The following is a 14,250-nucleotide window of genomic DNA, read 5'->3' as shown; positions in this document are numbered from 1 at the left end:
TTAGATCATAACTTTATTTTGTGTTGCGAGGATTGAAAAAACGTTGCTTTTTTTAACCGCACTTTTGCCCTAACTTTTGACCGTTTTTGGGAATTCTTGCATAATGCACGGCAATTTTTGTCTTTGTTTATTACAAGGAAATCATATGTCCGAAGAACAACCTAAATTTTTAACCGCACTTTCGTCTTTCTTCCCCATTTTTTTGTTACTCGTTATTGATTTTTTTGCTTTCGGGTTGCAGCCACAGCCTAACGCGATGTCACATTTGGCGCTTGGTGTGTTAACGGCACAACTGCTTTGTCTGCTCGCCTTTATTAAAGGTGAGATTTGTAATGGCCAACGTTCCCGTTTAGGGCGAGCAAACCTTTATTTTGGTCTGTTTTGGATGGTGTGGATCTTGTTCAGTTTAGGGACAAGTTATCACAATGTATTCATGGACTTGGTTTGCCTTTGTGGCTTAGCAATGACTATCATCACATGGAAGCAACCGTTTGAAGTTAAATTACGTCATCTCTTATTAAAAATAGCCGGTTTCATAGGTATGTTAGGTGTCATTGGCTATTGCTTGATGCTGGTTGGCGAAGAAAACTTCATTCAATTTAATCCTGTGGCACAAATTCTGGTGGGGATTATTTTGGCGAATTTAGCTTTAGTGATTTCTCGCAATCGTTTGAAAGGATTTATTGCGTTGTTGATGTTGGCGGCAATTGCGTTCTTGGCACTGAATGCGCTGTTTGTATTAGCGAATTTATTCATGCTTTCTCAACAAAGTGCGGTGGTTTTTACCAACGAATTTGCTTTGTTACTTTATCTCTTGTTGCATTTCTTGATGGCGGCCATGTTGGCAATCCATGTTTTCAAAAAATGGGCGTTGTCTTATAACAGTCTTCTTATTCTCTTACTCATGACGGCCAGTTTGCCGTTGTGGGCGAGTTTTGCGTATTTGGTGTAATGCATTATTAGGTAAGAAAAAACCTCCTCAATATTGAGGAGGTTTTTTTATGAACGTTTTTTTAAATGAAATGCGTCATTTTCTGACCGCACTTAATGGATTACTCTTTAAAATCACGCATTAATTGTTCGGCTTTTTTCACCATTTCTCTAGAACCGATGAAAAGCGGAACGCGTTGATGTAATGCAGTCGGTTGAATATCCAAAATGCGGTTATAACCGTCACTTGCCACGCCGCCGGCTTGTTCTGCTAAGAATGCCATTGGGTTGCCTTCATAAAGTAAACGCAATTTGCCGTTCGGGTAGTTTGTCGCGCTTGGATAAATATAAATACCGCCTTTAAGCATATTGCGGTGGAAGTCGGACACCAAAGAGCCGATATAACGAGAAGTGTAAGGACGTTGGGTTTCTTTATCTTCTTCTTGGCAATATTTTAGGTATTTTTTCACGCCCACCGGGAATTTGAGGTATTGCCCTTCGTTAATGGAATAAATTTTACCGGTTTTTGGAATTTGAATGTTTTCATGAGATAGGCAGAACACACCGAGTGATGGGTCATAAGTAAAGCCGTTTACACCATTCCCCGTGGTATAAACCAACATGGTGGAGGAGCCATACACGATATAACCAGCTGCCACTTGGCGATTGCCCGGTTGCATGAAGTCTTCTAAGGTGACTGGCGTACCAATCGGTGAAACGCGGCGATAAATAGAGAAAATCGTACCGACCGAAACGTTAACATCAATGTTGGAGGATCCATCTAATGGATCGGTTAAAATGACGTATTTTGCGTTGCGACCACGTTCCGTATCAAAGGCAATGAAATTTTCTTCTTCTTCGGAAGCAAAACCGGCTACTTCTTCACGGCTCATGAGGGCTTGTTTCATCGTGTTGTGAGCGAACAAGTCTAATTTCATTTGCGCTTCGCCTTGTACGTTTTGCACACCGGAATTCCCGATAATGTTGTTAGTTAAGCCGGCTTTGTTGATATCACGGTGAATCACTTTTGCCACTAAGCGAATGGAGGACAAAATGCCACTTAATTCCCCTTTAGCACTCGGATATTCCGCTTGTTTTTCTACAATAAATTCGCCTAACGTTTTCATACTTTTTCCTTATTTGATGAATAAATTTACTCAAATCGTAACTTGTCTTATTATAACAGCTCCGTTTTCAGATGATTAAAAAGATTCCTATTTCTGTGATTCACAACACATTTTTCGCCTTTACATCAGAAATTGGAATGCATAAGGACTCCAAATGACAACCAAACATCTTCATATTTTAGGTATTTGCGGCACGTTTATGGGCGGTATTGCCATGATTGCCAAACAAATGGGCTACCACGTCACCGGCTCTGACACCAACGTTTATCCGCCGATGAGCACATTCCTTGCAGAAAACAACATTGAAATCATACCGCACTTTGACCCAAGCCAACTGCAACCGGCGCCGGATATGGTGATTGTGGGCAATGCGATGAAACGTGGGAATCCTTGTATTGAATATATGTTGGCAAACAACCTACCTTATACCTCAGGACCACAATGGTTGCATGATCATCTATTGCGTGATCGTTGGGTTTTGGCGGTGTCAGGCACGCATGGGAAAACCACCACCACCGGGATGCTGACGTGGATTTTGGAACAAAACGGTTTGCAACCGGGCTTTTTAATCGGTGGCATTGCAGGCAATTTCGGGATTTCCGCCCGTTTAGGTAAGAGTCCGTATTTCGTGATTGAAGCGGATGAATATGACACGGCATTTTTTGATAAACGTTCTAAATTTGTCCATTACAACCCGCGCACATTGATTATTAATAATATTGGTTTTGATCATGCGGATATTTTTGATGATTTGAAAGCCATTCAACGTCAGTTCCACCACATGATTCGTACCATTCCAAACAATGGGCGAATTCTCTCTTTTGCTCATGAAGAAAGCGTACAACAAACTTTATCAATGGGCTGTTGGTCTGAATGCCAATATGTCGGTCGCGATCAGGAATGGTATGCGGAGCGCATTAAACACGATTGCACTGAATTTGCCGTGTTCCATAACGGTGAAAAAGTGGCAGAGGTGCATTGGAATATTGTAGGCGAGCACAATATGCGTAACGGCTTGATGGCGATTGCGGCGGCGCATCATGCGGGCGTGAGTATTGAAAATGCCTGTGCTGCACTGGGGACATTTATTAACGCAAAACGCCGCTTAGAAGTGAAGGGCAATGTTCAGGGCGTGACGGTTTACGATGATTTCGCCCATCATCCAACAGAAATACAAGCTACATTGACTGCACTTCGCGATAAAGTAGGGCAAAATGAACGTATTTTGGCAGTGTTGGAACCGCGTTCTAACACTATGAAAATGGGCATACATAAAGAGGAAATCGCGCCAGCCTTAGAAAAAGCGGATGCGGTATTTTTATTCCAACCGGACACCATTCCGTGGAAAGTGGCGGAAATCGCGGCGCATTTAACTCAGCCGGCGTATGACAGCGATAATTTGGATGACTTTGTTCATCTCATTGCAGCTGAAGCCAAACCAACGGATCATATTTTGGTGATGTCCAACGGCAGCTTTGGTGGCATTCATCAGAAGCTGTTAGACGCATTGGAAAAGAAAACGGCGTAATCGTTAACACAACGTTGGAGGTGTGTATGCAAACGCAGGATCAAATCACCCAAGCCATCATGGCGGATCCGGAAAATCGTTCTTTTACCGACAGAGGTATTGCACCCTTGTTCGCGGCGCCTGTTACCGCTCGCATTAACATTGTGGGGCAGGCGCCGGGATTAAAAGCACAAAATAGTCGCTTGTATTGGAACGATCAAAGTGGTGATCGACTTCGTCATTGGCTCGGTGTAGATCGCGATCTGTTCTATCATTCTGGCTTATTTGCCGTGATTCCTATGGATTTTTATTATCCGGGCAAAGGCAAATCCGGTGATTTACCACCACGTAAAGGTTTTGCCGCAAAATGGCATCCTCAAATTTTGGCACAACTCCCCCAACTTGAATTGACCATTCTCATCGGGCAATATGCGCAACGCTATTACCTGCCTGAAAATCGCCTAAATGTCACAGATACCGTTAAAAACTACCGCGAATTTCTACCGCACTTTTTGCCCTTAGTGCACCCCTCCCCGCGAAATCAACTCTGGCAGGCGAAAAATCCTTGGTTTGCACAGGAAGTTATTCCAACATTACAAGCCTTGGTGAAGCAGATTATTGAAAAATAATCTCTCGTATTCTGCGGCTGATGACATGCCATATTGATTTAAAAAAACAAAAATCCGTACCTTGTCTTCTCTGTTAAGATAGTTTTAGGTGCGGATTTTTCTTCATCAAGGCGCGCTATAATTTCACGACTTTTGCCTGTTTAATCATATTTTCACCCACTTCTAAAATGGTAATGCGTAAGCCATTAATTTCACAGACGGTGCCTTCTTCAGGGATTTCTTCTAAATGTTCCAAAATCAAACCGTTAAATGTGCGGGCATCTTCGGTATCCAAATTCCAATGGAACATTTTATTTAAATCACGTAAATTGGCAGAACCTTCAATAATCATTGAACCATCAGATTGTGTCATCACTTCTTCATCAATGGTCGGCGTGTTAGAGGTGGTGAAATCGCCCACGATTTCTTCCAAAATGTCTTCCAACGTCACCAAACCTTTAATATCGCCATATTCATCCACCACCAAGCCGATACGCTCTTTTTTATTACGGAAATTAGCTAATTGCGTCTTTAAAGCCGTGCCTTCAGGAATGAAATACACTTCATCGGCAGCACGAATCAACGTTTCTTTAGTAAATTCATTTTTTTCCAGCAACAAACGGAACGCTTCACGAACACGCAAAATACCGAGCACGTTTTCATCCATACTGCCTTTATACAATACCACACGGTTATGTGCCGCATGATTGAGCTGGCGCATGATAGATTTCCAGTCATCATCAATATCAATGCCGCCGATTTCATTGCGCGGCACCATGATGTCATCCACGGTAACCGTTTCCATATCTAAAATAGACAGCAACATTTGCGGATGTTGCTCATCCGGTGTCGCTTCTCCCGCTTCAGAAACGATGCTGCGCAATTCTTCGCGACTAATGACTTGTTTCTTCAGATCCGGTTTTAAGCCCACTAAACGCATTAAAAATTTGGTGAACACATTCATCACCCAAACTAAAGGAGCAAAAACCTTGAGTAATGGGGTTAATAGATGGCTCGAGGTCAATCCCACTTTTTCCGGGTGCATCGCTGCCACAGTTTTGGGGAAAATTTCAGAGAAAATCAACATCACGAACGTTAATGCACCGGTAGCAATCGCCACACCGGCATCGCCATATAATCGCATCCCAATCACGGTCGCAATCGCCGATGCACTAATATTCACAAGGTTATTAAAGATAAGAATAAAACTCAGTAGTTTGTCCGGTTTAGCAAGCAACATCTCCGCTTTTTTGGCGCCTTTATTGCCCTGCTCTGCTAAAAAACGCAGGCGATATTTATTTAAAGAAAGCAAACCTGTTTCGGAGCCGGAAAAATAGGCAGAAAGGACTAAACAGGCAATTAAAATGATAAATAACGTACTAAGGGGAATACTGTCCAAAGCGAAATCCTTGCATTAATTTAAAAATAAAAAAGGCGGGAAAAACTCACCGCACTTTTCTCTCATTTACTGATATTACACAATCAGACGGCTACCAAAATAAGCAACCGTAAGCAAAATCATACCTGAAATTGTGTAAATAATCATCTTTTTTCCACGCCAACGATAGCGCTGATACCCTAAAATCGCAATGCCAAAGACTATCCACCCAAACAAGGAAAACACGCCTTTGTGAAGATTATCCGGCGTCATGGCGTTAATCAAATGAAAGGTACCGGAAATCAGCGTGAGCGTCATCAACACTTCACCACTGACCAATAAACGGAAAAAATGCCGTTCTACTGTCATAAGCGGCGGTACCATTGGCGAAAAAGTCATTTTCTTGCTTTTCAAACGACGATCAATCCAGACCAACTGGATCGCATACAGGGTTGCGATACAGCACACGGCATAGGCAAAAATCGACAAGCCGATGTGAAAAAGCATTGATGTATTTTGATTCAACAACTGAATGATGTGGCTTGGTAGAAAAGTCGCATAAATCAAGTTAATAATAGAAAAGCAATAAACAATCGGTAACACAAACCACATGGTATTGACGCGCAACATGGCGATCGTGGCGAGTATAGCGATCATAACGCTCATCAACGAAGCCACTTCCATAATGCTGAAATTCTGTCCTTCCGCCAAGTCTCCCAATAGTGGGAAAGTGCTAATCAGGTGAAAAACCACCGCCAAAAGTGCGGTCAAAAAAAACGGTGTTTTTTGACGTTTCACATCCGCGCCCGCCACTTGCGAGGTTAATAAAATCGGGGCAATGCGTAATACACTAATGAGGTAAAAAAGAATTGATAAAACAGCAAACCACATAATTATTCTTCCTTTGTTTTGTTGGCGTTTTATTCTAACGAGATCAAGCTAAAATCGCCACGACTTTATTTGACGTGAAAATGCGCGGAATTTCAGTATAATGAACGGCATTTTACCGATGATACCTTTCCGATTTAATCACAGGAAATATTATGTTTGAGAATTTATCCGATCGTCTTTCCAAAACCTTACGCAATATCAGCGGTCGAGGTCGTTTAACCGAAGATAACATTAAAGAAACCTTGCGCGAAGTTCGCATGGCATTGTTAGAAGCCGATGTGGCATTGCCGGTCGTGCGCGATTTTATTAACAAGGTAAAAGAACGTGCCATCGGGGTGGAAGTCAATAAAAGCCTCACACCGGGACAAGAATTCGTCAAAATCGTCCAAGCCGAATTAGAAGCGGCAATGGGTGAAGCCAACGAAAGTTTAAATCTGGCTACCCAACCGCCTGCCGTGATTTTAATGGCAGGCCTGCAAGGGGCAGGGAAAACCACCAGCGTGGGTAAACTGGCCAAATTTCTGCGTGAACGTCATAAGAAAAAAGTGCTTGTGGTGTCTGCCGACGTCTATCGTCCTGCAGCGATCAAACAATTAGAAACCCTCGCACAAGGGGTTAATGTCGATTTCTTCCCATCCGATGTAAAACAAAAGCCGGTAGATATTGCGAAAGCCGCCTTGGCAGATGCGAAATTAAAATTCTACGATGTGCTGATCGTGGATACCGCCGGTCGTTTGCACGTTGATAGTGAAATGATGGATGAAATCAAGCAGGTTCACGCGGCGTTAAATCCAATTGAAACCCTCTTCACCGTGGATGCCATGACCGGTCAAGATGCGGCAAATACGGCAAAAGCCTTTAATGAGGCTTTGCCGCTTACCGGTGTCATCCTCACCAAAGTGGACGGCGATGCACGCGGTGGTGCAGCATTATCGATTCGTCAAATTACCGGTAAGCCGATTAAATTCCTCGGGGTGGGGGAAAAAACCGATGCATTAGAACCCTTCCACCCGGATCGTGTGGCGTCGCGCATTCTTGGTATGGGTGATGTACTTTCTTTGATTGAAGATTTAGAGCGTTCCGTTGACCGTGAAAAAGCGGAAAAAATGGCGCAAAAATTCAAAAAAGGCGACGATTTCACCTTAGAAGATTTCCGCGAACAATTACGCGAAATGAAAAAAATGGGTGGTATGATGTCCATGTTAGAAAAATTGCCTGGCGCTAAAAACCTGCCGGATCATGTGAAAAATCAGGTGGATGACAAAATGTTCAATAAACTAGAAGCCATCATCAATTCCATGACCTTAAAAGAACGCGCGAATCCGGATATCATCAAAGGTTCTCGCCGTCGTCGCATTGCTCTTGGTTCCGGCACGCAAGTGCAAGACGTAAACAAGTTGCTCAAACAATTTGATGAAATGCAACGCATGATGAAGAAAATGCGTAAAGGCGGCATGGCAAAAATGATGCGCGGCATGCAAGGCTTAATGGGCGGCGGGCTCGGCGGATTAGGCGGTATGTTTAGACGCTAAACGCACGCCTCTCCCCACATAAAAAGTGCGGTGGTTTTTAAAAACGTTTTTAAAATTCACCGCACAATGACACGCCCAACGCTTATTCACTTTCGTTATAACTAAAACGCCGTATATATATTTAACAATTCTTTCGTTTTTTTCTTTTGCTTTGCTAGATTTTTACCATCTTATTTCATTAGAGGAAAAACTATGCAACACCGTGATCTTTACCCCCATGAAATCTTACAAGATGTCATTGAAAAAAGTTATGCGAAATCAGAAGGACGCTTAAAAACGCTGGCGATTTTAAGCTTTTTAGGCGGTGGCTATGTCAGTTTTGGTTATATGGCCTATTTAAAAGTGGTGAGCGGCATTCCACCAGAATGGAGTGGATTAGCCACCCTGCTAGGCGCGGCAGTATTCCCAATTTGTTTAATTTGTATTTTAATCGGCGGCGGTGAATTGGCCACCGGCAACATGATGATGATGGCATTAGGCCGTTTAACCAGAAGAGTGAGCTTTAAGAAACTCTTTCGTAACTGGATTGTCGTCAGCTTAGGAAATTTAGCCGGTGCGCTTTTTATGGCCTATTTCTTAGGGCACTATGTCGGACTTTCAGAAGGTGCAGCTGCCACAAAAACTATCGCCATTGCCGAAGCCAAAGTGCAAATGGATTTTGGTCGAGCCTTTCTTTCCGCCATCGCCTGTAACTGGATGGTCTGTATGGGCATTTGGTTCTATTTCGGCGCGAAACAAACCTCCGGCCGAATCCTTGCCATGTGGTTTCCGGTGATGATTTTCGTTCTTATTGGATTACAACACTTTGTCGCCAATATGTTTATTATTCCGGCAGGCATTTTTGCCGGCGCCAATGTCACTTGGCACCAATTTTTCTTTAACATGATTCCGGTCTTTCTAGGCAATGTTACCGGCGGTGCAGCATTTGTCGGCGCCTCTTACCTTTATGCCTATCGTCATCTGTTAAAAGAAGATTATTGCATTTAGCCATAAAAAATCTGCACCTCAATGGTTGGATGTTGAGTCCAACGTTTGGGGTGCAGATCATTTTTATTTACATAATTAAATAAGAAATGTATAAAAATAGGGCGGAAATTCCGCCCTGTTTTACATTTAAAAATGACCGCACTTTTTTAGCGTCTAGCTTCAAATTCAGCTAAAGCGGCATCGAATTGTTCCATCACTTTCGGATGTACCGGTGCGAACACGGAAGAGGTAATGGTGATGAAAGAACACACCAAGAAGCCAGGGACGATTTCATAGAGGTGAGATAAATCTTCCCAGCCCAAGTATTTCATTAATGGACTCCAGACCACCACGGTGATAGCGCCGGATAACATTCCCCATAATGCCGCTTTGGAGCTAATATTGCGGTTGAACAGGGAAAGAATCACCACCGGACCGAATGCGGCACCAAAACCTGCCCATGCATAGGAAACTAAGCTCATTACTTTAGAGTTTGGATCTTGTGCGATAGCGATGGCAACCACCGAGATTAACAATACCATTAAACGACCGACCCAGACCAATTCAAGGCTGGAAGCTCCTTTACGGAAGAAACCTTTATAGAAATCCTCCGTAATTGCGGCAGAGCACATTAATAATTGGGCGGACAGGGTACTCATGACCGCCGCTAAGATCGCGGATAATACGATGCCGACAATCCACGGGTTAAACATTGCTTTACTTAACTCAATGAAAACCGCTTCTGCATTGTATAGTTCAATATTTTGGGTGGTGAAATAGGCCAATCCGAAATAGCCCACTGCAACGGCGCCGCCAAGACAGAGGAACATCCAAGAAATTCCGATTCGACGGGCTTTTTCGAGAGAGGCGACAGAGTCTGCTGCCATGAAACGGGCAAGAATGTGTGGTTGTCCGAAATAACCCAAGCCCCAAGCCAATGCAGAGATAACACCGATACCGGAAACATTGTGCAGCCAGTTGCTATAAGGAATACCTGTGACGGCAGATTTCGCTTCCAAAGACATCGTGATTTCATCCCAGCTGATGTTGAGCAATACCATAACCGGTGCAAGAATCAGGGCGAAAATCATTAATGAGGCTTGAATAGTATCACTCCATGAAACGGCTAAATAGCCACCGATAAAGGTGTAAGTAATAGTCGCTAATGCCCCTAACCAAAGTGCGGTGGAGTATTCCAAACCCAATAAGCTTTGGAATAACTTCGCTCCCGCAACCACGCCGGAAGCGCAGTAAATGGTAAAGAAGAAGAGAATAATGCCTGAAGAAATAATTTTTAATGCTTTTTTCTGACGAGGAAAACGCTGTGCAAAAAATTCCGGTAAGGTCAGCGCATTGCTATATTTCTCAGTGAAAATCCGCAAACGACCCGCTACAACGCGATAGTTCAAATAGGCACCAACGGTTAAGCCGACAGCAATCCATGCTTCGGAAAGACCTGATAAGAAAATTGCGCCGGGTAACCCCATTAATAGCCAGCCGGACATGTCGGAAGCACCGGCAGACATGGCGGTCACGAAACTTCCCATTTTTCGTCCACCCAAAATGTAATCATCAAAATTTTTGGTGGAACGATAGGCGTATAACCCAATGCCTAAAATAATTGCCAAATAGAGGCCAAAGGTGATGTAGATTTGCATAAAACACTCCTTTATTCTTCTTGAGAGGACATTAATGAGGTGTTTCCACCTGCCGCAGTGGTGTTATAACTGCGGGAAAACTCATCATACAATGGCAGTAAATCTTGGGTATCTTGCCAGTCGTAACATTTGAAAATAGCTTTACTGTTTTCAGCCAACCATTGACGTTTGGCTTTATCAAGTGCGGTCAAATAAATGCCTTTTTGACAATGACCTAACTTCGTATCAACACGAATGCCCGGTTTGGCTTTGGCGGCTAATGGATGCTGCGGTTCCACCAAAATGCTAAAACCTTTGGCGAGCAATTTTTCTGCCGCTTTTTCTGCTGCCGCTAAGTCGCCGTTGAGAATGGCCACTTCACAAGGCAGATAAGCTAAGGAGTTGTGTTCACCGGTGATACTTTCTAATACCGGTTTGGTTGTGCCTAGCGTATTTTCATCGCCAAATTGGCTGTAATAGCGAGGTGTACGAGTTAAGCGTTGCAAATAGAACTCACCGCCGGCTTTCGGGCCTGTGCCGGATAATCCGTGTCCACCGAATGGTTGAACACCAACCACTGCACCTACAATATTACGGTTGATATAGAAGTTGCCGCAGTTTAAGTGGCGTTCCACAATATCCATGTGTTTACGAATGCGGGTATGGCAACCACCGGTCAGCGCATAACCTTTTTCATTTACCGCTTTGAGGACATTGAGTAAGTTATCTTTTTTATAACGTACGATGTGTAAAATCGGGCCGAAGACTTCACGCTGTACTTGATCGAGGTTATCCAACAAATACACACTTGGTGCCACAAAATGCCCTTGGGTTGGCGTATCGATTTCTGCATAAGCACGGGCAACTTTTCTCATGGTTGCTTTGTGGTTTTCAAGATTTTGTTTGGCTTCTTCATCAATTACCGGACCGATATCGGTAGCCAATAGACGTGGGTCGCCTAAACTTAATTCTTTAATGGCTTCCGTGATCATTTTGTAATAATGATCTGCCACATCTTCTTGTAATAATAAGATGCGCAATGCGGAACAACGTTGACCTGCCGAGTCAAAGGCTGAGCTGAGAACATCAGCAACGACTTGTTCCGGTAAGGCTGAAGAATCAACAACAAGGACGTTTTGACCACCGGTTTCCGCAATCAAAACAGGATCGTTATCTGCTAATGTCAGACGTTGCTCAATGAGTTTGGCCACTTCTGTTGAACCGGTAAATACGACCCCATCAAAAGCTTGTTGGACTAACGCAGCCCCTAAATCCCCCGCCCCTAACACCAGTTGTAGGGTTTCTTTCGGGATGCCGGCTTGGTGTAAGAGTTTCACGGCGGCATACGCAATTAATGAGGTTTGTTCAGCCGGTTTTGCAATCACTGCATTGCCAGCCGCTAAAGAGGCGGCAATTTGACCGGTAAAGATGGCTAATGGGAAGTTCCATGGAGAAATACAAAGCACTTTTCCACGAGGCTCGGCAAGGTGATTTTGTGTTGCGAGCTGCTCTAATTGAACGGCGTAATAACGTAAGAAATCCACGGCTTCACGCAATTCGGCAATGGCGTTTGGCAAGGTTTTACCCGCTTCAACCACGGCGAGTTTCATCAATAAGCCGAAATGTTCTTCATATAAGTCGGCGGCATTGCGTAAAATGTTGGCTTTTTCCACCGCACTTTTAGCTTTCCATTGTGTATTGTCAGCAGCGGTAAACGCTTTTTCCGCCTGATTCACGGCTAAAAAGGCGACTTCTGCGACAGTTTCATTGAGATTTGCCGGATTAGTGACTTGATGGGCAGGGGCATTTTCGACATTTTCAAATGCGACTAAAGAGGTAGCGTTTTCAATGGTTGCCGCATTCAGCGCTTGTTCTAATCTTGCTAATTCCAATTCATTACTCAGATCGAAACCGGCGGAGTTTTTACGGTTTTTAAATAATTCTAGCGGTTTGAGAACAGATTTATTCGGCTCACCATGAGATTTGGCATAAAGTTTCCATGGCGGCGTAACAAGTTGTTCGACCGGAATGTTTTCATCAACCAGCTGGTGAACGAAAGAGGAGTTTGCACCGTTTTCTAAGAGACGGCGGACTAAATAGGCTAACAAGGTGGCGTGTGTCCCTACCGGTGCATAGACACGAACTTGTCGGTTCAGATTTTCTTTTCCCACAATATTGTCATAAAGGGATTCTCCCATGCCGTGTAAACATTGGAATTCAAAGTTTTTACCTTGTCCTAATTCGTGAATCGTGCACATGGTTTGCACGTTATGGGTGGCAAATTGCGGATAAATGACATCTTGTGCAGCAAATAATTTTTTTGCACAAGCAATATAAGAAATATCGGTGTGATTTTTACGTGTGTAAAGTGGGAAACCGTCCAAACCGTCTGCTTGTGCCCATTTAATTTCGCTGTCCCAATAAGCGCCTTTAACAAGACGAATCATCAAATAGCCTTGTTTTTCTCGAGCTAAATTAATCAAGTAATCCAACACAAATGGACAACGTTTGGAGTAAGCCTGTACTACGAAACCAATGCCTTTGTAGCCTTGTAATTCCGGTTCATCTAATAATTTTTCCACAAGATCGAGGGAAAGCTCTAAACGATTGGCCTCTTCCGCATCAATATTGATACTGATGCTGTATTTTTTCGCTAATAAGAAGAGTTCTTTTAAGCGAGGGTAAAGCTCATTGATGGTACGATCATATTTGGAACGGCTATATTTCGGGTGAATCGCAGAAAGTTTAACGGAAACACTGTTGCCGTTATAAATGGTACGGCCGGCTGCGTCTTTGCCCACTTCTTCAATGGCGTGTAAATAGTCATTGAAATAGCGTTGTGCATCGGCTTCTGTCATGGCTGCTTCGCCCAACATATCAAAAGAGAACGTAAAACCTTTTTCGTAACGTGGTTTGATGTTTTGCAACGCCTCTTGCATGGTCACGCCGGTAACGAACTGTTTACCCAAAATCTGCATAGATTTGATAATTGCCATACGCATAATGGGCGCAGACAAACGGGAGAAACTACGGGTGAGTGCATTCGATAAACTATTTTCATCAAGCGTTTCGCTGATTTTTTTACCAAAGAGTAGGCCATAACTTGCGGCGTTGATGAAGAACGAATTGGAATTGCCGATGTGAGATTTCCAGTTCCCTTCTTGTAATTTCTCATAAATTAAGTCATCGCGGGTTTGTGTATCAGGAATGCGTAACAAGGCTTCAGCTAAGCACATTAACGCGACCCCTTCTTCACTGCTTAATGAAAACTCTTGCATTAAGGCATCTGCGCCATATTGTTTTTGTTTCAGTTGGCGTAATTTTTTAATTAACTTAATAGCATTGTCTGTGATGCGTTGTTCTTGTTCCGGAGAAAAATCTAATGTTTTCACTAAAGAATCGACCGCACTTTTCTCATCTAAACGATAGTTTGCAGTGATCGCTTGGCGAATAGGGCTATATTGTTTTGATAGTGTGAATTGCATGAGAAAACCTCCTTTTGTTATATAATTGTTAACAAAATATAGGTGGCGTATTTATTAGTAAATGACTTTTTTGGTGATCTGTGATTGAAGTCACATAAAAAATGAGGTTTTTAGGCTCCCCTATAAGAGCCTAGACTTCACAAGCCCATCAAGGAGCTTGTGAAAACTGGTAACCGTGTTTATTTTCAT

General features: G+C 43.2%; 10 protein-coding genes. 5 read left to right on the top strand and 5 right to left on the bottom strand.

The window, feature by feature from the left end; genetic code table 11:
• Positions 1-145 precede the first annotated feature (145 nt).
• Positions 146-952 (top strand): hypothetical protein, encoded by an 807-nt coding sequence (locus tag HMPREF9065_RS05745; protein ID WP_021615885.1) that lies wholly within the window; start codon positions 146-148, stop codon positions 950-952.
• Between the two features lie 100 nt (positions 953-1,052).
• On the opposite strand, the gene fbp is transcribed toward HMPREF9065_RS05745, so the two are convergent.
• Positions 1,053-2,057 carry a class 1 fructose-bisphosphatase gene (gene fbp, locus HMPREF9065_RS05750; protein ID WP_021615884.1) on the bottom strand — a complete coding sequence of 335 codons (1,005 nt, stop codon included), beginning with the start codon at positions 2,055-2,057 and terminating at the stop codon, positions 1,053-1,055.
• A gap of 154 nt (positions 2,058-2,211) precedes the next feature.
• On the opposite strand from fbp, the gene mpl reads away from it, so the two are divergent.
• Positions 2,212-3,585: a UDP-N-acetylmuramate:L-alanyl-gamma-D-glutamyl-meso-diaminopimelate ligase gene (gene mpl, locus HMPREF9065_RS05755; protein WP_021615883.1), complete on the top strand. Its 1,374-nt coding sequence runs from the start codon at positions 2,212-2,214 to the stop codon at positions 3,583-3,585.
• 26 nt (positions 3,586-3,611) lie between these two features.
• The gene (locus HMPREF9065_RS05760) at positions 3,612-4,193 is read left to right on the top strand and encodes a uracil-DNA glycosylase family protein (protein WP_021615882.1); all 582 of its coding nucleotides are present in this window, start codon (positions 3,612-3,614) and stop codon (positions 4,191-4,193) included.
• Between the two features lie 115 nt (positions 4,194-4,308).
• Here HMPREF9065_RS05760 and HMPREF9065_RS05765 read toward each other — a convergent pair whose 3' ends face one another.
• Together HMPREF9065_RS05765 and HMPREF9065_RS05770 are read right to left on the bottom strand one after the other, a co-directional pair.
• Positions 4,309-5,571 carry an HlyC/CorC family transporter gene (locus tag HMPREF9065_RS05765; protein ID WP_033002484.1) on the bottom strand — a complete coding sequence of 421 codons (1,263 nt, stop codon included), beginning with the start codon at positions 5,569-5,571 and terminating at the stop codon, positions 4,309-4,311.
• Between the two features lie 75 nt (positions 5,572-5,646).
• Positions 5,647-6,441 carry a cytochrome C assembly family protein gene (locus HMPREF9065_RS05770; protein WP_021615880.1) on the bottom strand — a complete coding sequence of 265 codons (795 nt, stop codon included), beginning with the start codon at positions 6,439-6,441 and terminating at the stop codon, positions 5,647-5,649.
• 152 nt (positions 6,442-6,593) lie between these two features.
• On the opposite strand from HMPREF9065_RS05770, the gene ffh reads away from it, so the two are divergent.
• Complete coding sequence (ffh, locus tag HMPREF9065_RS05775) at positions 6,594-7,973, top strand: signal recognition particle protein (RefSeq protein ID WP_021615879.1); 1,380 nt, start codon at positions 6,594-6,596, stop codon at positions 7,971-7,973.
• Between the two features lie 192 nt (positions 7,974-8,165).
• Complete coding sequence (locus HMPREF9065_RS05780) at positions 8,166-8,960, top strand: formate/nitrite transporter family protein (protein ID WP_021615878.1); 795 nt, start codon at positions 8,166-8,168, stop codon at positions 8,958-8,960.
• Positions 8,961-9,106: 146 nt separating this feature from the next.
• On the opposite strand, the gene putP is transcribed toward HMPREF9065_RS05780, so the two are convergent.
• Positions 9,107-10,597 carry a sodium/proline symporter PutP gene (gene putP / locus HMPREF9065_RS05785; RefSeq protein ID WP_021615877.1) on the bottom strand — a complete coding sequence of 497 codons (1,491 nt, stop codon included), beginning with the start codon at positions 10,595-10,597 and terminating at the stop codon, positions 9,107-9,109.
• Between the two features lie 11 nt (positions 10,598-10,608).
• Positions 10,609-14,061: a bifunctional proline dehydrogenase/L-glutamate gamma-semialdehyde dehydrogenase PutA gene (gene putA / locus HMPREF9065_RS05790; RefSeq protein WP_021615876.1), complete on the bottom strand. Its 3,453-nt coding sequence runs from the start codon at positions 14,059-14,061 to the stop codon at positions 10,609-10,611.
• Between the last annotated feature and the right edge of the window lie 189 nt (positions 14,062-14,250).

Origin of the sequence: Aggregatibacter sp. oral taxon 458 str. W10330, assembly GCF_000466335.1 — a bacterium.
Lineage (GTDB): Bacteria > Pseudomonadota > Gammaproteobacteria > Enterobacterales > Pasteurellaceae > Aggregatibacter.
The sequence above is the reverse complement of the archived record's forward strand: the minus strand, read 5'-3'. Positions and strand labels throughout refer to the sequence as shown.